Annotated in this window: 19 protein-coding genes and 1 pseudogene; 8 read left to right on the forward strand and 12 right to left on the reverse strand. The window is 69.5% G+C overall.

What is annotated here, in order from left to right; translation table 11 throughout:
- Window positions 1-67: 67 nt before the first annotated feature.
- Both OHA05_RS34900 and OHA05_RS34905 read right to left on the reverse strand, forming a co-directional pair.
- Window positions 68-1,294, reverse strand: coding sequence for an SUKH-4 family immunity protein (locus OHA05_RS34900; RefSeq protein ID WP_328862796.1), 1,227 nt, complete (start codon window positions 1,292-1,294; stop codon window positions 68-70).
- A 99-nt stretch (window positions 1,295-1,393) separates the two neighbouring features.
- Complete coding sequence (locus tag OHA05_RS34905; protein WP_443043813.1) at window positions 1,394-2,884, reverse strand: hypothetical protein; 1,491 nt, start codon at window positions 2,882-2,884, stop codon at window positions 1,394-1,396.
- A 3-nt stretch (window positions 2,885-2,887) separates the two neighbouring features.
- Here OHA05_RS34905 and OHA05_RS38305 point away from each other — a divergent pair.
- Window positions 2,888-3,133: pseudogene (locus tag OHA05_RS38305) on the forward strand (hypothetical protein); the annotation flags it as partial.
- A gap of 169 nt (window positions 3,134-3,302) precedes the next feature.
- On the opposite strand, the gene OHA05_RS34915 reads toward OHA05_RS38305, so the two are convergent.
- Window positions 3,303-3,842: a hypothetical protein gene (locus OHA05_RS34915; protein WP_443043860.1), complete on the reverse strand. Its 540-nt coding sequence runs from the start codon at window positions 3,840-3,842 to the stop codon at window positions 3,303-3,305.
- Window positions 3,843-4,106: 264 nt separating this feature from the next.
- Here OHA05_RS34915 and OHA05_RS34920 point away from each other — a divergent pair, with 264 nt between their 5' ends.
- Window positions 4,107-4,487, forward strand: a complete 381-nt coding sequence (locus OHA05_RS34920) for a hypothetical protein (RefSeq protein WP_328862797.1) — start codon at window positions 4,107-4,109, stop codon at window positions 4,485-4,487.
- Here OHA05_RS34920 and OHA05_RS34925 read toward each other — a convergent pair.
- Together OHA05_RS34925 and OHA05_RS34930 are read right to left on the reverse strand one after the other, a co-directional pair.
- Entirely contained in the window at window positions 4,462-5,151 is a 690-nt protein-coding gene (locus OHA05_RS34925; protein ID WP_328862798.1) for a response regulator transcription factor, read from the reverse strand. The genes OHA05_RS34920 and OHA05_RS34925 overlap by 26 nt on opposite strands.
- Window positions 5,148-6,926 (reverse strand): sensor histidine kinase, encoded by a 1,779-nt coding sequence (locus OHA05_RS34930; RefSeq protein ID WP_328862799.1) that lies wholly within the window; start codon window positions 6,924-6,926, stop codon window positions 5,148-5,150. The genes OHA05_RS34925 and OHA05_RS34930 overlap by 4 nt, the downstream gene beginning before the upstream one ends.
- Window positions 6,927-7,283: 357 nt before the next feature.
- Between OHA05_RS34930 and OHA05_RS34935 the strand changes: the two genes are divergently transcribed.
- Window positions 7,284-8,189 (forward strand): ADP-ribosylglycohydrolase family protein, encoded by a 906-nt coding sequence (locus OHA05_RS34935; protein ID WP_313942214.1) that lies wholly within the window; start codon window positions 7,284-7,286, stop codon window positions 8,187-8,189.
- Between the two features lie 87 nt (window positions 8,190-8,276).
- Here the strand turns inward: OHA05_RS34935 and OHA05_RS34940 are convergent, their stop codons facing one another.
- Window positions 8,277-8,447: a hypothetical protein gene (locus tag OHA05_RS34940; protein ID WP_328862800.1), complete on the reverse strand. Its 171-nt coding sequence runs from the start codon at window positions 8,445-8,447 to the stop codon at window positions 8,277-8,279.
- 26 nt (window positions 8,448-8,473) lie between these two features.
- Here OHA05_RS34940 and OHA05_RS34945 point away from each other — a divergent pair, with 26 nt between their 5' ends.
- Complete coding sequence (locus OHA05_RS34945; protein WP_328862801.1) at window positions 8,474-8,839, forward strand: iron chaperone; 366 nt, start codon at window positions 8,474-8,476, stop codon at window positions 8,837-8,839.
- A gap of 194 nt (window positions 8,840-9,033) precedes the next feature.
- On the opposite strand, the gene map is transcribed toward OHA05_RS34945, so the two are convergent.
- Window positions 9,034-9,801 (reverse strand): type I methionyl aminopeptidase, encoded by a 768-nt coding sequence (gene map, locus OHA05_RS34950; protein ID WP_328862802.1) that lies wholly within the window; start codon window positions 9,799-9,801, stop codon window positions 9,034-9,036.
- A 476-nt stretch (window positions 9,802-10,277) separates the two neighbouring features.
- Here map and OHA05_RS34955 point away from each other — a divergent pair, with 476 nt between their 5' ends.
- Together OHA05_RS34955 and OHA05_RS34960 are read left to right on the forward strand one after the other, a co-directional pair.
- Window positions 10,278-10,976: a hypothetical protein gene (locus tag OHA05_RS34955; RefSeq protein WP_313942210.1), complete on the forward strand. Its 699-nt coding sequence runs from the start codon at window positions 10,278-10,280 to the stop codon at window positions 10,974-10,976.
- Between the two features lie 67 nt (window positions 10,977-11,043).
- On the forward strand, window positions 11,044-11,649 hold the full coding sequence (locus OHA05_RS34960) for a class F sortase (protein WP_313942209.1): 606 nt from the start codon (window positions 11,044-11,046) through the stop codon (window positions 11,647-11,649).
- A 103-nt stretch (window positions 11,650-11,752) separates the two neighbouring features.
- Here the strand turns inward: OHA05_RS34960 and OHA05_RS34965 are convergent, their stop codons facing one another.
- Together OHA05_RS34965 and OHA05_RS34970 are read right to left on the reverse strand one after the other, a co-directional pair.
- Window positions 11,753-13,180, reverse strand: coding sequence for an alpha/beta hydrolase family protein (locus OHA05_RS34965; protein WP_328862803.1), 1,428 nt, complete (start codon window positions 13,178-13,180; stop codon window positions 11,753-11,755).
- 211 nt (window positions 13,181-13,391) lie between these two features.
- Window positions 13,392-13,889: a pyridoxamine 5'-phosphate oxidase family protein gene (locus OHA05_RS34970; RefSeq protein ID WP_313942207.1), complete on the reverse strand. Its 498-nt coding sequence runs from the start codon at window positions 13,887-13,889 to the stop codon at window positions 13,392-13,394.
- Window positions 13,890-14,310: 421 nt separating this feature from the next.
- Between OHA05_RS34970 and OHA05_RS34975 the strand changes: the two genes are divergently transcribed.
- Window positions 14,311-14,484: a hypothetical protein gene (locus tag OHA05_RS34975; protein ID WP_313942206.1), complete on the forward strand. Its 174-nt coding sequence runs from the start codon at window positions 14,311-14,313 to the stop codon at window positions 14,482-14,484.
- A 133-nt stretch (window positions 14,485-14,617) separates the two neighbouring features.
- Here OHA05_RS34975 and OHA05_RS34980 read toward each other — a convergent pair whose 3' ends face one another.
- The 3 genes from OHA05_RS34980 to OHA05_RS34990 form a co-directional block, all read right to left on the reverse strand.
- Window positions 14,618-14,809 carry a hypothetical protein gene (locus tag OHA05_RS34980; protein WP_328862804.1) on the reverse strand — a complete coding sequence of 64 codons (192 nt, stop codon included), beginning with the start codon at window positions 14,807-14,809 and terminating at the stop codon, window positions 14,618-14,620.
- 141 nt (window positions 14,810-14,950) lie between these two features.
- Window positions 14,951-15,601, reverse strand: a complete 651-nt coding sequence (locus OHA05_RS34985; protein WP_328862805.1) for a response regulator — start codon at window positions 15,599-15,601, stop codon at window positions 14,951-14,953.
- Complete coding sequence (locus OHA05_RS34990) at window positions 15,589-16,719, reverse strand: sensor histidine kinase (RefSeq protein WP_328862806.1); 1,131 nt, start codon at window positions 16,717-16,719, stop codon at window positions 15,589-15,591. Before OHA05_RS34990 ends, OHA05_RS34985 begins: the two co-directional genes overlap by 13 nt.
- A gap of 161 nt (window positions 16,720-16,880) precedes the next feature.
- Between OHA05_RS34990 and OHA05_RS34995 the strand changes: the two genes are divergently transcribed.
- Entirely contained in the window at window positions 16,881-17,450 is a 570-nt protein-coding gene (locus OHA05_RS34995; protein ID WP_313942202.1) for an RICIN domain-containing protein, read from the forward strand.
- Window positions 17,451-17,504 lie beyond the last annotated feature (54 nt).

The following is a 17,504-nucleotide window of genomic DNA, read 5'->3' on the forward strand; positions in this document are numbered from 1 at the left end:
GCGGTGACCTGAGAAGAGTCGGTGGCTGCCCCTCACCGACCGGCAGCGAGGCCGCTCGCCATCGGACTCAGAGCACGGCTCCCGCCTCGTCGTGGAACACCTCCGGCCAGTAGCGGTAGTCGTCTTCGTCTGTCGCGGGAAGGCAGGCGACCGGGTCCACCGACGAGAGAACCTCGGTCATCGTCTCGGCGAGCTGGTGATAGAAGTCGTGGGTGAAGTGGTGCTCCTCGTCGAGTCGTCCCTCCCGGCTGTGCATCCACACGGTGAACGCCAGCGTCGATATGTCGGCGTTGACCGGGACCACGCGGTCGGCGTTGTACTCCGCGTAGTGCAGAGCGCCCGTGCGCCCGTCGATCAGGACGATGAAGTCGTGCATCAGGCCACCGAGAACGACCATGTGCTCCGCGTCGGGCGGGAGTTCGTCGGTGCCGTTCCACAGATGCCGGTGGGCGGGGTTGCGCTGGGAGGATGCACGGTCCTCCGGCAGAGTCGGCAGGGGCGTGTCATCGCCGTCCATGCCGAACATGATGCCGTCGCGGGGCAGGCCGACCTCGGTGAGGAAGCGCCGGGTGGGCTCGTGCACGAGCGCCGCCGGCAGGGCCGACGCTTCGATGCGCACCATCTCGTCCGGACCGAACTCGTCGTCCAACAACCCGATGGGCAGGTCCAGTCGAAGGCCCTGGCCCGGTCCGGCGACCAGAGCCAGCGGCCGGATCACAGCAGCGATCCGCCAGAAGGCGGGAAGGGGATGCTCCCACTCCGACGGCGGGTGCACTGTGCCCCAACCCTCGTGGCCCCAGTCCTCGTCGGTGAAGGCCGACATCAGCAGACGTGATGCCTCTGCCACCGCGTCGGGTCCGGTCCGGCCGGCCAGTGCGGCGAACCTCCCCCGCGTCGACTGGAAGTCGTCCACGTGCTCGAGGAACCGTGCCAGCGCGTCGAGGGAGGGGGCGAGAGGGATCACGTCGATCAGGCCCGGCGATTTCTCGAAGAGGTCCATGCTGAAGACCCGCCCGCTGGCGCCGTCGAGGACGACCTCCTGAGCGTCGTACTCGTCGATCCGAAGATGTCCGATCAGCAGCAGGTCCGCGATGTACGGATCGAGCTGGGCAGGGTCAGCTCCCTCGGCGAGCAGCGCAGGAACGGAGACCACCCGGGACTCGGCCAGCGGTGCGAAACGGATCAGCCGATGCTCCGCGGGCAGTCCGGTCCTGGTGAGGCGGCGGCGGGTCGCCTCGTGCGTGATGGACGCAGGAAGTGCGTGCGCGGGCACGACGAAGTCGGTTGTGGACATGGATCCCCCGTGGTGGTGACGTGCGGTCTCTCGACGATCACCACGATAGGAGCCGCCACTGACAACGGGGGTGGCGGTGGGCTGCCGGAGCGATGAAGCTCAGTTCTTCGTCTGGAGTGTTCTGCCCTGCGCGAGTTGGATCCGTCGGGCGCGGACATGGTCGCGCACGGTGGAGTACGAGGCGCAGGTGAATCCGTGCTCGGTCTTCAGCCGTTCGAGAATCACCTTGATGGTGTACCGGTGTTCCGGAGGGCGGGTCTGCTCTTCCAGCAGCATCAGGTCGATCGGCGTCTTCACCGGATCCAGCAGGCTGCGGGGGCGTTCCTTCGCGCGTGCCGGTTCGGGCAGCGACAGGGCGGCGGCCACGGTGGCCTGCGATACCCGGTTCCGCGCGGCGAGTACGTGGACGGGTAACCCGGGGTTGTTCCGGCGGTCCTGGCGGATCCGGTCGAGGATCCATTCTCGTGACCTGTACACGATGGCTCCGGAGAGGCTGGCGCGTGTGCCGCGCGGGAAGGTCGGCTCAGGTGCGGTGGACAGGCCGTGGACGACACGGCCTTTCCACCGCACATGGTTGGAGCTTGTCAGAACACCCGGTCGCTGGTGGTGACAAAGGCACATCGGCCGGCCGCACACTCCAGTGCCATCCAGTGCCATCCGGTGCTCGGGCTCGGTGAACTCGGCCACCGCGTGCGGCTCAACCGCGCGTTCGGCTCGGGCGTACGGGACGAGGACCACCTCACGGCACGTGCACGGTGCGCGAGCCTGAGGGTGCGCCGCGGCAGGGACATCGGCTGGGATCACCACATGTGAGTACCGACCGCACCCGGCACCGGCAACTGACCGGCAGAAAGAGCGGGGGAGGAGCGTGGCGGCGGCTAGGGGGGCGTCAGGTGTCTTCGGGCCGGCGACCGGCCCGCCGAGCTCCGTGCAATAGGCGATCGTCGCATCGTCCGCTGCCACCGACAGGCGCACCTCCTCCTGCCGGACACGACGGATGATCTCGGCGGGTCCGCACGACGCCGACACGTCCAGAACCTCCGGCCAGTCGGCGAGCCGGAACGGGTCCACGATACGGGCGGCCCCATTGCTGAGCAGGGCGGCACCGGTCAGCTCGGAGATCGGACAGCTTCCGGTGATCGCCTCGTCGGCCGCGCGCGGGTCGTCCTTGGCCACCCAGAAGCCGCCCCGCCGATTCCGATGGGCGCGAAGGTCCCGCAGGAGTCGCTGGTGCTCGTTGCTGTCCGCCGCGGCCTCGAGTGCGGGCTCGTACTCCCCGCTGATGATCACCTCACGGGGATCGGACACGACGAGCGGCTCACCGTGCGCTCGGTCGAGCACGAGGAACGAGTCACCGAGAACGAGATACTCGACATGACCGCCGGACTGACCGCCGGACTGACCGCCGGACACACGCAGGACGGCGACGGTCGCCGACGGGCTGATGGGGTCGGTGACGTCACAGGTGTTCCGGTGGTGGTCCGTCACCTCCTCGATGGCCTCGGCGAGGAGGGCGGAAAGAGAACGGTCCCCCGTGAGTGACAGGAGGCCGAGCAGGCTGCCGCCCAAGTGGCCGGCGTACCATGCCACGCCGTGTCGGCAGACGGATTCGCTGCCGGGGATACCGGCGCCGTCGATCAGTACTGCTGCGGTCGGTACGGCGCCGGTGAAGTCCTCGTTCGCCCGGCCGTCCCACGCCGCACCACTCGCCATCGTCACGCGCATGCGCCGCGCCTCCCGTCGGTCGGGGGTCGACCTTATATCTGCCGACCTGCTGCGGAGTTCATCTCCAGCCGTGGCAAGGACCGCGGTCGGAGTGTCACCGGGGCCGCGGCCCAACAGCAGCGAAAGCCCGCCGCCGCCATCGTGAACCCCCGCGAGACGATGCTGCTGCCGTACGTCAGCCGGTATGCGGTGCCGCGGGTGAGCAGCGCTGTGGCGGGGCGGTGCCGCCCCGCCCCGCCACGCGGCGAGGACGGGGGCGCACACACGAACCGGGGATCCGGCGTCAGCGGGACTGAAGGGCGTCCAGGCCGACAGCCTGAGCCATGGCGAGTCTGCGGTCGACGTCGGGGGACAGGATGTCCAGTACGTAACTGTCCCGGAGCCCGAACCTCTTGTTCACCGACATGACCTCACGGTCGCCGGCCGTGAAGTCGAAGTGGTACGGCCAGGCGAAGGGCAGCCAGTCGGTGAAAGGGATCACGTTCCAGACCCGCCGCAGGACGGCGACGAACATGTTCCGTTCCTTCCCGGCCGATTCGACCGCGCCCGGCTGCTGCAAATGCCAGGTCGAGCGCAGCAGGGAAGCGGCGAAGTTCTTGCGGAACAGGCCGATCACGTTCTCCGACGCGTCCGTCACGTCGTACGTGGCTCCCACGTCGAGGACCTGACGGGCCTTGAAGGCGAACAGGACCTGCCGTCTGGAGTCATCCGTGTAGAACGTGACCCGTTCCCTGAACGCCAGCCTCTTCTGCTCGGCGAAGGCCACAACCTCGCCCTCCGAGCCGTCCGGTTCGGCCACCGTCACCACGTACCGGTTGCCCATCAGGGTCAGCTTCTGCTGGACGAGGAAACGCTGCCGCGCCTGGAGGTCCGAGATGTCCACGAGTTCGCTCCTGTTCGCTGTGTGCCGGGACGTCGCCATCCTTGCCGTACCGGCGCGGCCGCAGAGTCCCCCGAAAGTCCCTGTGGGGAACGACGAACGGACGATGGGGACGGGGTCTTTCGGAGGCTGTGCCGGCCGCGCCCGGTTCACGAACCTTGCTGTCACGCCGGGAGAACGGCGGTCGGGCAAGCGAAGGAGCCGGAAGTGAGCAAGGCAGTGAAGGTCGGTCTGTGGGTCGTCGGCGTTCTCGTGGTGCTGGTGGTGGCCGGGCTGGGCATCGGGGGATACCTGCTGTACGACAAGCTGGACGAGGGAAGCATCACCGAGGAGACCTACGCCTCGATCCACGTCGGACAGGCGGAGTCCGACGTGGTGAGGCAGCTGCCGCGGCAGCAGTCGGACCTGGCCATGGCGGCGGTCGAGGAGACACCCGCTCCGCCGAAGGGTGCCGACTGCCGCTACCACGCGGCAAAGATCGACGCTGCCTCGGACTCCGTACCCGTCCACCGCTTCTGCTTTGCCCCGTTGACCGGTCTCCCGCACAGTTGCCGGGGAGTTGTCACTCCAGGGTGGTCTTCTCGGTGAGTTTGCCACCGGCGAGCGGGACGAGCCGTGCATCGTGCGCCAGGATGGCGGCTTGGACCCGGTTACCGCAGTCCAGCTTGGCGAGGATCCGGCTGACGTGGGTTTTGACGGTGCCCTCTCCCATGAACAGCGCCCGGGCGATCTCCGCATTCGACGCCCCGCCACCGAGCAGCACGAGGACCTCCCGCTCCCGGTCGGTGAGGACCTTTAGCCGTCGTTTCGCCTCGTGTTCGCGGTTGTCCTCGGGTCCGACGTACCTGTCGATGACCTGTCGCGTGACCTGCGGCGAGAGAATGGCCTGGCCTTGCGCGGCAGCGCGGACACCCTGCGCGAGTTCGATCGGCGGGGTGTCCTTGAGCAGGAATCCGGCCGCGCCGGCGCGCAGGGCTCTGGCGACGTGCTCGTCCTCGCCGAAGGTGGTGAGCATGACCACCTGCGTGCTCGAGCCCAGTTCGGTGATCTCCGCCACGGCGGTCAGTCCGTCCAGCTTCGGCATCCGGATGTCGAGCAGGAGGACGTCGGGGCGGTGACGGCGGATCAGCTCGACGGCTTCGTGGCCGTCCCCGCCCTCTCCGACGATCTCGATGTCTCCGGCTGTCTCCAGCACAAGCCGTATGCCCGTTCTGATCAGGGCTTCGTCGTCCACGAGGACCACTCGGATCACCGTTGGCCTCCCGGGCTGGGGATCTCATCAGGGATGGGGATCTGCTTCTTCTCGATCAGGGTCCCGTCGACGAAGCAGAAACGGTACACGGCGGTTGGGTCGGACCGGCCGCCGGGCGCGGTGAACACGTAGCTGCATCCGGCGCCGGCGGGAACGGCCGGTTCATCGGCGGTGACCGTTTCCCGGGCGAGAGGGCTGCTGTCGCCGATCTGCTGTTCGACCTGCTCCCGGTTCTGGCCCAGGGCGACGGAATGGTACGTCGCTGGCGGGATCGTCCGCATCTCCCGTGTCCACGACCACAGTTCGTAGCCGAGCAGGGCGACGGCGCCCAGGAGGAGGACGAGCACCCCGGCCACGACGATCAGCACGATCTTCGTGGAGTCCTTCATCCCACGACGCGGCCCGGCTGCCGGGAGCGCGGGAAGTCCGATACCCCCTTCTCCGGCCTGCGTTGTCCCTACGTCGGCCCACGCGCCGTCCGGTCCTGCGCCGTGCGACCACGCAGGATCGGCACCCGCACCCGTCAACTCCGTACCGCCAAGCGGTTCTACCGCCGCCGGGTGCGGCGGCCGGGTGAGCGGGGTCGTCGGCAGTTGCGCGGTCACGACGAACCGGGCGCCGTGTTCCTCACGGCCGGCGCTGAACGTGCCACCGGCCAGACGTACCCGCTCACGCAACCCGACCAGTCCGAGACCGGTCCCGGGGGCTCGGGGCGTAGTCGGACCGTCGCGAGGCAACTCGCTGGAGACCTGCACGCGGACCTGCGCCGCATCCCGGTCCACGCTGATCAGAGTGGGGGATCGCGGGGCGTGTTTGTGGGCGTTGGTGAGTGCCTCGCGTGCGACCCGGTGGACCGCTCGGCGCGTGTGGGCGTCGATGCCTGCCAGGTCGTCGCCGCTCCAGCGCAGTTCGACCGGCAGGCCGCCGTGGCGAGACGCCTCGACCAGCCCCTCCAGGTCGGCGCGGGTGCCCAGATCGTCGTCGGGTCCTTCGGAGTTTCGCGGCTGTGCGTCGACCCGGAGGATGCCGAGGATCCCGCGCAGCTCGTCGAGAGCGGTTTTCGCGGTCGTACGGACCAGTGCGGCCTCCTTGCCCATGTCCGGCCCGCCTGCCTGAGTGCGCATCTCCAGAGCGCCGGCATACAACGCGATGAGGCTCAGCCGGTGGCCGAGGAGGTCATGCATCTCGCCGGCGATCCGTGTCCGTTCCTGCAGTACCGCCTGGGCGTGGCTGAGGCGGTGGGCCTGCTCGAGAAGGGCGTTGCGTTCCCGGAGCGTGGAGAGGCGGCTCGCCCGTTCACCTGCGACGACTCCCAGCCCCGCCGGCAACAGAAGGAGGAGGACCAGGGACGTCGCAGCGCCGATCGCGGTGATCTCCCACGAGTCCTCGTCGGACCAGACGAAGGGGACGGCCAGGACGAGAGCGGAGGCGAGCCCGAGTACGCCTGCTCTGCGGGGCGAAGGCCCGACGCGGCGCCCCACCCCGTAGGCGACCATCGGCAGCGCGAACAGTATGGCCAGCGATGCGGGCAGCACGCTCACCGACAGCAGGGCGAGCGACGGCCAGACCCACCGTGCCGGCAACGCGGCCGCGATCACGGCACCGGCTGCCGCACTCAGTGCCGGTCCGCCGTCGGAGAGGACGAACGCCGCCGCGAACGCGACGGCGGCCAGGACGACTTGCCGAACCTTCGTCCGCCGGCCGGCGGTGCGCAGTCGCGCCCGGGCCATGCCGATCTCGGTGCGTATCCGGCGTCGGCCGGGGAAGTTCGCCATGCACCGGAACGGTATGGCATCGGTCCGCTGCTCCGGTCTGCCGATCGGCCCTCCCCGCGCGCCGATCGGCATACGTCCGGAATCCCGGACCGGACCCATCGGCAGACGCGCTCTCCCGTGCGGATTCCCTGCCGTTCCCGCCATGTTGCGGCGCCGGCAAGTCCACCCTGATGCGCACCGCACTCGGGCTCGTTCTGCCCGACAGCGGCCGGGTCGGCTTCGGTGGCGTGCCCATCGGGCGACTCGGCTCATCGCAGCGACCCTTCGATGAGAGGGAGGGCACAGGGTGTTCCTCCGGGGCAGCTCAGGAGCCTCTCCGCGGAAAACGGATGTACGCGACACGGCCCGCCCGGCAGCATGGCGACCATGACTGCCACTCCTGCGCGAGCCGATCGCGAAGCCGCCCGCCGCAGCCTCGAAGGCCTCGCTCTCGGGGACGCGTTCGGGGAGCGCTGGTTCCCTCTCTTTCGTGAGCGGGAGCGGGCCGCCGACGAGATCCGGGCCCGGCGCACGCCCGAGGAACCCGAATGGCACTGGACCGATGACACCGCGATGGCTCTCGCCGTCCATCAAGTGCTGGACCGCTTCGGCGAGATCGACCAGGAGCGGCTTGCGGCCTGCTTCGCGCTCACCTTCGACGCGGATCAAGGCCGCGGCTACGGCCACGGCATGCACCTCCTCCTGCCGAGACTGCTCGACGATCCGGCGAGCTGGCGCCGTCACGCGCCCGAACTCTTCGACGGCGGCAGTCTCGGCAACGGCGCCGCCATGCGGGTCGCACCGCTGGGCGCCTGGTTTGCCGCCGACCTCGAACTGGTCACACGTCAGGCCGAGTTGTCGGCCCGGGTGACCCATGCGCACCCCGACGGGGTGGCCGGCGCGGTGGCGGTGGCCACGGCCGCGGCCCTGTCGACCCGCGGTGAACTGACCATCCGGTCCGTCGCCGACCGCACGCCGCCCGGTCCGGTCCGTGACGGTCTCCTCCGGGCCGCCAGGCTCCCCTTCACCACCGCGCCGTGGAAGGCGGCGGACCTCCTCGGCAACGGACAGCGCATCCGCGCCGACGACACGGTCGCGTTCGCCGTCTGGACAGCCGCGCGCCACCAGGACGACCTGGAGGCGGCGCTGTGGTCCACGGCCGAAGGCCTCGGCGACGTGGACACGACGTGCGCGATCACGGGCGGGATCGTGGGGGCGCGTACGGGCGTGGACGAGGTGCCGCCTGAGTGGCTGGCACGCCGCGAGGCACTTCCCATCGGCTGAGAGGCCCCGGGGGCCGTGGGAGACAGGCCTCGTCCGCTGCCGCGCTGGTCAGGTCGCACCCCGAGGTCGGGCCCCACCACCCTCTGTTCAGGCGGTGGTGGTGAGGCCGACGGCGGAAGTCGCGGTCAGGACGAGGGCAGCCTGGTCGACTTCCATGTCGTTGCCGGCGGTGAAAACCCGGACGGCCTCGGTGATGCCGTCGGTGTGGAGCAGCAGGCTCACCGACGGCTCGAGGTGCAGGTTCGGGCTGTCGATCACACTCTCGTGCGCAGTAAGGTCGGATCATGGTGCAGAGCCAGGCTGACGACGTGGACGGCTACCTCGCGGAGGTCCCCGAGGACCGCAGAGAGGCCTTGACCCGGCTGCGTGAGCTGTGTCGTGGAGAGCTCCAGGGATTCACCGAGGTGATGGCATACGACATGCCTGCCTATGAGCGGGACGGCACGGCGGAGATCGCCTTCGCGAGCCAGAAGCAGTACATCTCCGTCTATGTGCTGCGGGAGGGCGTCCGCGATGCCTTTGCCGACCGGCTGGCGGGCCATGACATGGGTAAGGGCTGCCTGCGTTTCCGTAAGCCGGAGAAGATCGACTTCGAGCTGGTGCGGGACATGTTGAGGGCTACGGCGAAGGGGCCGGGCGAGGTCTGCTGACTGCCGTTGATGGTCTCGCGGCGATCTGACGGGTGAGCAGGTGGACCGGCGCGAGCCGTCGGGGCGGAAGCCGAGCGGACCGCGCGCCAGCCGCTGGTGGCAGCCAACTGGCCTGCTCCCACGCGCCGTTCAATCCGTGTTCGGTGGTCGGGCGTGGCCGCGCGTCCGGCTTCCGGGCGTGAGCGGTCCTGAGGTCACGGCAGGGTGAGGATGCGAGGGCCGTCCTCGGTGATGGCGATGGTGTGTTCGAAGTGGGCGGCTCGGCTGCCGTCGATCGTGCGCAGCGTCCATCCGTCGTGGTCGGTGTAGTACTCGTTGTGCCCTCCGGCCATGAACATGGGTTCGATGGCGAGGGTGAGGCCGTGGCGCAGGGGGAAGCCGCGGCGGGGTCGTCCGTGGTTGGGGACGTGGGGGTCTTCGTGCATCTGGCGGCCGATGCCATGGCCGCCGAAGTCGGACGGCATACCGCAGCCGGCCTTGCGGGCGACCGTACTGATGGCATGGGAGATGTCCCCGATCCGGTGGCCGACGGTGGCGGCGGCGATGCCGGTGTCCAGGGCCTGCCGGGTGGCGGCGATGAGTTCACGGTCGGCGGGGCGAGGGGTGCCGACGGTAAAGCTGATCGCCGCGTCGCCGGTCCAGCCGTCGAGCTCGGCTCCGCAGTCGAGGCTGACCAGGTCGCCGTCGCGCAGACGGTAGTCGTCGGGGATGCCGTGCGAGACGGCGTCGTTGACGGACGTGCAGAGTGCGGCGGGGAAGGGGACGGGGGCGAAGGAGGGCTGGTAGCCCAGGAACGGAGAACGTGCTCCAGCCTTGGTGAGCACGCTGCGGGCGGCTTCGTCGAGTTCCCGCAGGCGAACTCCCACGGTTGCCGCCGCACGGGCGGCCGCAAGTGCGTGGGCGACGACGCGCCCGGCTTCCCGCATCGCCTCCAGTGCCGTGTCGGTCTTGATCTCCACCATGCGTGGCTCCCTGCCGTGTGCGCTGCCCAATACTTATACCGGTATTAGTATCACGGGTATGGGTGAGGGGTCCTCCGGGTGCGGAGGGCTGGGGTCCGTGCAGGGTCGGGCGGTGACGGCCGCCGTGTGTCCGGTGAATCCTCAGCAGGGTCGAGGCCGGCCCGGCCCTGACTCACGGCCTTCTTGGTTGCGGCATCTGCGATTCGCGCCCTGCGCCGGGCGGTGGCTGACCTGGTCACCGCGTGTCGGCGCGACCCGACACGCGCCGGCCGGCCGGAGGTGCATACGTCCCTGATGTGGTGCGGCGGCGCAGGCCGCACGCGGGTCGGGCGCGCGTCCACTCCGGTGCCGCTATCGGCCAGTCGGGTAATTGCAAGAGCTTTGTGGTGTTTTGACACCTTCTTCCGAAGGTTCATGGCATCTCATGGGCGACGGCTGATCTGTATGACAATCATCCCGGCTCGAAGGAGTTCAGCATGCAGCTTTCCGCTTCCCTCCGCCTCGGCGGCGTTCGTGCGGGCACCACGGTGGCCGCCGCAGTCGCCATCGCTGGAGTCACCGTGATCGGCGCACCCGCCGCCTATGCCGCGCCCGGAGACAGTGGTGACCTCAGTGTCTCCTCGGCTGGCTGGCATTCGCGCGGTGAAAACGGAGTCGAGGTCTGTGCGTTCAACCTCGTCGCCACCAACTTCGAGTCGTACCCCTCCGTGCCGTGGACGATCACCGCGCAGCCCCCGACGACTCCCCCGGGCGACACCCTGGCCAGCACGCTGCCCCTCGTGAACGGCGCGGCGCGCAGCGACAGATACCTCCTCCCGGAGGGGACATACCAGCTGGTGTGGACCGTCCCGTCGGGCCCGAAGCAGAGGGCCTTCAAGGTCGACTGCGCCCAGCGCGGCGACAGCAACCGACCCGCGGAGATCGGCCCGGGTGCGAACGGTGCGAACCGGGAGAACGGTGAGAACGGGGAGAGCGGCGAGAAGGGCGGGGAGTACCGCAAGCCCTCCGGTGCGGTACCCGCCGGTGCCGGTGGCGTCCCGGACATGGAGAACCTCGGTACCGAGAACGAGTCGAGCCTCGCCACGCCCGCCGCCCTGACCGTCGGCGCGGCCGGAGTAGCGGCCCTGGTCATGGTTCGCCGATCCGCACGGCGTCGTGCCCGCAACGAGGCATAGGGCCCACAGCCGACGGCCGCGACGGCGGGGACCGAGTCGCGCATGCCGTCTCACTCTGACGCTGTCCGTGACCTTTGCGCTGCTGACCGGCATCGTATGGGTGTGCTCGGACTCGTCGGACGATTCCTCGGTCACCGCCGTCCGCGCCGATGACGCCGCGGGCGGCGGTGCCCCACCGTCACAACAGCCCTCGCAGGAACCTCTGGTGGGCTCGCGGCCGGTGAAAGTCACCATTCCCACCATCTTCATCGAGGCCCCGATCACCGGTCTCAGCCTCGACAAGAAGGGCCGACTCGGCACCCCGCCGCTGAACAAGCCGATGCAGGTGGGGTGGTACCGCAACGGTCCCTCGCCCGGTGACGCGGGTACTGCCCTGCTCGTCGGGCACCGCGACACTCGCACGGGACCGGCGATCTTCCTCAACCTCAACGTGCTGCGCAAAGGTGCCAAGGTGAAGGTCAACCGGGCCGACCGGCGCGTCGCGGTCTTCACCGTCGACGAGGTGAAGACGTACACGAAGGACAAGTTCCCGGACGACAAGGTGTACGGGTCCACGGCTCGTCCGGAACTCAGACTCATGACGTGCGGTGGACGGTTCAACGCAAAGAGCGGCTACTCGGCCAACGTCGTCGTCTTCGCACATCTGACCTCGATGAAGAAGCTAGGGGTCTAGCGTCAGGCGGAAGGGGTTGGTTCCTCGGCCATGCTGCCGATGAACCAACCCCTTCGCTGCAGTCGATGAACCTGACCCGACGTCAGCTCCCGGCGGCCACCGACTACCGGCGGTCACCCCGGCCCAGGGTGTCCTCCAGCCAGTCGAAGACGACCTCACAGTGCTGTTGGGGCGCCATCGGCGAGCAGTGCAACTGGGCGCCGGTCGCCGCCCGCATCAGCCGGTACTCCTTGCGGGTGCGCAGCAGCTCGAAGAACTCACGTGGCTGACCCGGGTAGAAGGCCTCGTCCTCGTAGTCGAGAACCAGGGTGGGGCACTCGATGCGGCGTACGATTCCGGTGATGTCGAGCGCCATGATCCGCTGCGCCGGAGTCCAGAAGTCGGTGAAGAGCTGCCCCTGCCGGGCCGCGAGCATCGCGGGGATCGAGAAGGGCTCGATCCGCTTCTTGATCACGAACTGCTCGGACGGCGTCAGTTGGGGAGCGACCTCCTCGTTCCAGATGCGGTTGGTCTCCTCCTTGTCGGGAGTCACGATGGCCCGGAGCTCCTCCGGGAAGCCCAGCCACGGCGAGAGACAGCCCGGCAGTGCGGCCAGGGCGGCGATCCGGTGCTCGAACGCCGCGGCGCGCGGCGCGAGGTTGCCGCCCATGGAGAGGCCGGTCAGCGCGATACGGCGGGCGTCGACGTCCTTGCGACGCTCCAGCCAGTCCACGAGCGGCGAGACCACCTGCTCCCAGCGAGGGCTGAAGACGAGCTGGTCGACGAAGAGCAACTGGCCCTGGCCGGGGCCGTCGTAGACGAGGGCGTTCCAGCCGCGGGCGAGCGCGGCTGCGACACCGTAGGTCCACATGTCGACGTTCGGACCGTCGCTGCCGTTGGTGAGGATGACGGTCGGCCGGGGCCTGCCGGAGTCGTCGGGCCGGAAGAACCAGACAGGGATCGAGACCCCGTCCTGGTACGGGACGTCGTCGGTGATCGCCGCGGGCGTGCACAGCCGGGCGAAGGTGTCCCACGCCCGGCGTCCCGCCAGATAGAGCTTCTTCTCGTCACCGGGGGTGTCCGAGCCGAGTACGAAGAAGAGCGCCTGGCCGAAGTACTGGGCGCCGCGCAGCGAGCGGGCACGTCTTGTCTGGCGGTGCCGCGAGGCGGTAGCCGTCAACCGCTCTCCCCATTGGCGGAACTCGGCCGTGTAGGTCTGCTCGTTCGCCCCGGCGGCATTGATGGCGTTGACGGCGGTGAGCACCTCGCCGACCTCGGACGAACCGAACCCGGCGCCGCCGAGCGCGAGCAGCGCGCCGAAGTTCAGCCCTGGGTCCGTGAACAACTGCATGGCACCAGGCGTCGGCGACGCGTCAGGCCCCGGGGGCGGGGCGGAACCGTCGGCGCCACGCCCCGTGGCGGACGCGGGTGACGAGTTCGCCGAGGCGGTCGACGCCGCCGACAGCACGACTGCCCCCGCCCCGGCGGCGAGCCCGGCGAGCGCGCCGCGCCGGGTGGGCGCCTGCGCACGGTCTGTGGGTGTGTTCGTCATGCGCCCGAACGTAGGAGCAGGCTCCACCCCTGGCCCACCCGCCACTCCCGACGGTCCTCCGAACGGCCCCTCTTCGGCGGTACGAGGACGGCCGAACCCTGCGGCGCGGAGTTGTCCCGTCAGGGACACGGCCGTTGCGAAGCAGCCGGCCCGGTGGGAGCCCGGAAACGTGGTGCGGTTCGCGGAAGCGCCCGTTCTGGCCGCATTGATCTCACACGCCCTGACGTTCGGCCCGCTGCCGGATCAGCTCTTCGACCGCGCTGGGCAAGGTGGTTTCGAAGTCGATGAGCTTCGCCCAGGTCGGGGTGACGACGATCCGGACCATGCCGTCGTAGAGCGAGCGGACCTCGGCCTCCCACTCGATGCGCTGCTCGGGTGTCATCTCGTAGCTGCCGTTCATCCGGAGATACTCGTCCGGGATGCCGTCGACGACGTCCAGCTCGGCCCGCCCGCGGATGAGCAGGATCTTCGGCGGGTGGACCTCGGTGTCGATGGTCAGGGCAACCGCCGGGTGCTCGCGCAGCGCGGGCAGCTTCGGGGCGTTCTTCGTGGTGCACAGGACGATCTCCGAGCCGTTCCAGGTGAACGCGATCGGGATGCTGCGCGGTGTGCCGTCCTTGGCGACGTAGGCCATGCGGGTCAGGTCGCGGGCCAGCAGCTCCTGGCTCATCGGTCGGTTCAGGATCTCGGTGATCTCGTTCGGCTGCATGGTGATCGCTCCTTCGTCGTTGTCGAGCGCGTCCCAGTGGCCGCTCGTGTCCCTGGGACGGAGCGGGCCGGACGTTCTCGACATCCGAGGCGCGCGAACCCTCGAGACTTTGCTGAGCTCGACGGCCACGACACCTGAGGATCGGCTGACGACGTCGGGGCACGCTGGTGGGCGGACCACGCACATGGCCCAGGACCACGCACATGGCCCAGGTGTTCCACGGGGCCTGCCCGCCACGGGAGGACCGCCGTCGGCCCGTCGAAAGCGTCCCCCTTCCGGGGCCTCTGGCCGGCGGAGTGACTCAGCGCATGCCCGCAGGCGCACAGCGCCACGAGCGTCCCACAGGTTCGCAGACAGGATCCGGTTCAACTCCGGGGCGAGGGGCAGGTGGGTCGATGAGTGGCTCTACGAAAGGACCGACATGAGTGCCGGAGAAAAGGCCAAGGCCAAGGCTGAGCAGGGCGTCGGTAAGGCCCTGCGGAAGGCGGCCCACGCGATGGGCAACGAGACCACTGCGGCCAAGGGCGGCGCGTTGGAGGCCCGCGGCAAGGCCCGTGAGGCCAAGGAGAAGTCGAAGGACACCTTCAAGCACTGAGTCAGAGCCGGCCGGAGAGCCGGTACGTCGCGAGGCCCCGGCGGAGGTCAAGAGCCGGGGCCTCGCCTCGTGCCACTGGTTGTCCGGCCGGGAACGCCGCTGTCGCGATGCAGGATGCCCGTCTGCCGGTGCGCTACTTCTCCGGGCCTTCGTCCCGCCCCTCAACGGTGCGTCGTGCCGCCGCTCCTTCGTCTTCGACCAGTCCGGCCGGGTCGGGCAGGTCGAGAGCCGCCCCGCAGTGCTCGCACAGTTTGCCGTTCCCGGCGGGCGTGCCGCATGCCTTGCAGAATCGCGCGGTTCGCCGGTCGCCCGTACTTCCCGTCATGACATCTCCACAGCTCGGGGGTGATGCGGCGCCGAGTACCCGGGGCCGGCTCTTCCATGTTCGGCCGAGCAGAGCTCTCAGGCCGGTCACCGTCTCCTCCGAGCCGCGCGCTTTCACCGCCGCTGACAGACCGGTGACGCGCTACCCCTCGGCTGCCCAGCCGTCCTCCCGCACCCGCGCGGCGAGGTCGATCTTGGTGTAGGTCGGGCGTCCGGCCTGCTGGTACTTCTCCTTCACCCGGTCCAGGTAGTACTTGGCCGTGTGCGGGCTCACACCGGCGCGGCGGGCCGTGGCCTTCAGGGTGAGTCCCGAGGCGTATCCGAGGAGCACCTCGCGCTCCTTGGGCGACAGTCCGGGCCGGTCGGGGGCGCTGTCGTGCGCCCAGGCGAAGGCCAGTTCCGCGGAGTGCACCGTCTCGCCTCGTGCCACCTGCTCGATCGCTCCGACGAGCGTCGGCAGATCGTGGCTCTTGGTCAGATAGCCGTCGGCGCCCGCCGCGATCGCGGCGATGATCCGCCGGCGGTCCGCCACCGTGCTGATGACCAGCACACGGCTGTCCGCGGCCCGCAGCCGGCGGATGTTGTCCGAGGACTGTGAGTTGTCGCCGAGCACCAGGTCCAGGAGAACCACGTCATAGGGCAACGTCGCCGTCTGCGTTCCGGAGAAGAGGCCGTCGACCGTGCACTCCGCCGCTGCCAGACGTACGTTCGCGACTCCGTCGAGCCAGACTCTCAGTCCGTCGAGGAGCATCCGGTCGTCGTCCACCACGGCGACGGTGATCACGCGGGCCATCGCAGTTCGATGCGGGTGCCCTCGCCGGGTGAGCTGTCGACGACCGCTGCGCCGCCCGCCTCGGACATCCGCAGGTGCACCGAGGAGCGCAGTCCGAGCCCTTTGACCACGGTGGCCGGCTCGAAGCCGACACCCTGATCGACGACCGTCACCACCACCGCTTTGCCACCGCCCTCGCCGACGACGGTGACATGGGCGTGCCCCGTCCCCGCGTGCCGTAGCACGTTGTTCAACGCCTCGGTGGTCGCGTCGGCGAGGGCCTCGGCCGCGTGCGCCGGTATCTCAGGCAGGTTGTCGTACTGGGCACTCACCCGCAGTCCCAGGTTCTCCGACGACCGTACGGCTCGTTCCATCGCCGCCGCCGTACCCGGTGCTCTCTCCTCCTCGGCGTGCTGCTGAATGAGCCGGCGGAGGTAGGCGGCTTCCCGGGCGCAGCGTTCCCGTACAGGCGGTGCGTCGGCGTCGGCGTGGCCGCGGGCGATCGCTGTCAGCGTCGCCAGCACCGTGTCGTGCAGGGCGCGGTGGTGCGCGATCCGCTCGGCGTAGCGAGCCCGGCCGGCCTCGGCGGCGACGGCCTGGGCGGTCGCCTCGTCCAGGGCGCGGCCCTGTCGGCGCAGGTACCACCAGAAGACCCGGGCCAGAACGGCCGACGAGAGGATGGCGTTGAGGTGTGCGGCGATCACGGCGATGTCCGCGCCGGTGGGCCAGTACCCGGCGGCGTGTGTCACCGCCAGCGCCCCGACCGCGCCGGCCACCGCGGCCGGGCGCGCGAACGCAACGGCCGCCATCGCGCTGGCCGAACCGCCGAGCAGCATCACCCAGGCGATGTCCTCCGTGCGGTGCATACCGCCCGCGTACACCGCGAACGGCAGGACGCAACCCACGACGACGACGTCCGCCAACGGGGGCCAGGTGCCGAACCAGCCTCGGGACCGGGCCGTGGCGAAGACCAGCACGCTCACGGCGAGGGCAACCGCCAGCGCAAGCCATGCCACGGGGCTCTCCCGGTGATGCTGCACGACGGCGAGCACGCCGACCGCCAAGTGGCTGGCCCGGTACAGACCGGTGGCCAGAACCATGAACGTCTGGGCCCGTTGGAGGCCCGACCCCACTCTCACCGCATGCCTCCCCAGTGCACGCAACCCCCCTGAACCGGCGGTACAGCCGGACGACGAGAACCGTTAGGTTTCGGGGCGTTCCGGCGCCGGACACGACGAGCCATCACACCACTACGTCGGGTCGCGGCGCCCATCGCAATCCGGGCAAAGAAGGAGTCACAGTGGCTCGAAGTGTGCACCGCGGAGGGATACTCGCGGTCCTGGCATCACTGCTTGTTCTGCTGATCCCCGGCAGCGCGAGTGCTGCCGATCCACCGATCCGCTACACGGCGTGGATCAACAACGCCGCCATCTACGAGATGCGGGCCTCGTACTCGTGGCAGTGCATGGATGTGCGGGGTGAATCGCAGAACCCGGGTGCCGTCATCCAGCGCTTCGACTGCAAGGGCCGGCTGCACCAGCGCTTCTACTTCATGCCGTCGGGCACTCCCGGGCTCTTCTTCATCGGCGTGTACGGCAAGTACTGCATCGGCGCGCAGAACGCCTCGACCGCCGACAACACACCGATCGTCCTGGGGCACTGTCAGGGGCCGGGCCAGCACTTCCGCTGGGTGGACCGCGGCAGCGACCACTGGGAGATCGTCGAGGCGGCCAGCGGCAAGTGCCTTCACGACACCGGTAAGCGCAGCGCGATCCAGCTCCGGGCGTGCGGCAACATCACCGAGCCGTACCCGAGCCTGTGGACGCCTCGCTACGACGGTCAGTACAACTACACCAGCGTCTGGGGCTGAGCGCTCCTGCCGGAGGTGGGCCGCGCCGGGTATCCGGCGCGGCCCACCTTCGTG

Source organism: Streptomyces sp. NBC_00306 (assembly GCF_036169555.1).
Taxonomy (GTDB): domain Bacteria; phylum Actinomycetota; class Actinomycetes; order Streptomycetales; family Streptomycetaceae; genus Streptomyces; species Streptomyces achmelvichensis.

Excerpts from the sequence above, each read along its gene's own strand:
- OHA05_RS34900 (WP_328862796.1), bottom strand. The coding sequence starts at position 1,294 with ATGTCCACAACCGACTTCGTCGTGCCCGCGCACGCACTTCCTGCGTCC.
- OHA05_RS34985 (WP_328862805.1), bottom strand. The coding sequence starts at position 15,601 with ATGGCCCGCGTGATCACCGTCGCCGTGGTGGACGACGACCGGATGCTC.
- OHA05_RS34970 (WP_313942207.1), bottom strand. The coding sequence starts at position 13,889 with ATGCAGCCGAACGAGATCACCGAGATCCTGAACCGACCGATGAGCCAG.
- OHA05_RS34975 (WP_313942206.1), top strand. The coding sequence starts at position 14,311 with ATGAGTGCCGGAGAAAAGGCCAAGGCCAAGGCTGAGCAGGGCGTCGGT.
- OHA05_RS34965 (WP_328862803.1), bottom strand. The coding sequence starts at position 13,180 with ATGACGAACACACCCACAGACCGTGCGCAGGCGCCCACCCGGCGCGGC.
- OHA05_RS34930 (WP_328862799.1), bottom strand. The coding sequence starts at position 6,926 with ATGGCGAACTTCCCCGGCCGACGCCGGATACGCACCGAGATCGGCATG.
- OHA05_RS34955 (WP_313942210.1), top strand. The coding sequence starts at position 10,278 with ATGCAGCTTTCCGCTTCCCTCCGCCTCGGCGGCGTTCGTGCGGGCACC.
- OHA05_RS34980 (WP_328862804.1), bottom strand. The coding sequence starts at position 14,809 with ATGACGGGAAGTACGGGCGACCGGCGAACCGCGCGATTCTGCAAGGCA.
- OHA05_RS34945 (WP_328862801.1), top strand. The coding sequence starts at position 8,474 with ATGGTGCAGAGCCAGGCTGACGACGTGGACGGCTACCTCGCGGAGGTC.
- map (WP_328862802.1), bottom strand. The coding sequence starts at position 9,801 with ATGGTGGAGATCAAGACCGACACGGCACTGGAGGCGATGCGGGAAGCC.
- OHA05_RS34915 (WP_443043860.1), bottom strand. The coding sequence starts at position 3,842 with ATGGGCAACCGGTACGTGGTGACGGTGGCCGAACCGGACGGCTCGGAG.
- OHA05_RS34935 (WP_313942214.1), top strand. The coding sequence starts at position 7,284 with ATGGCGACCATGACTGCCACTCCTGCGCGAGCCGATCGCGAAGCCGCC.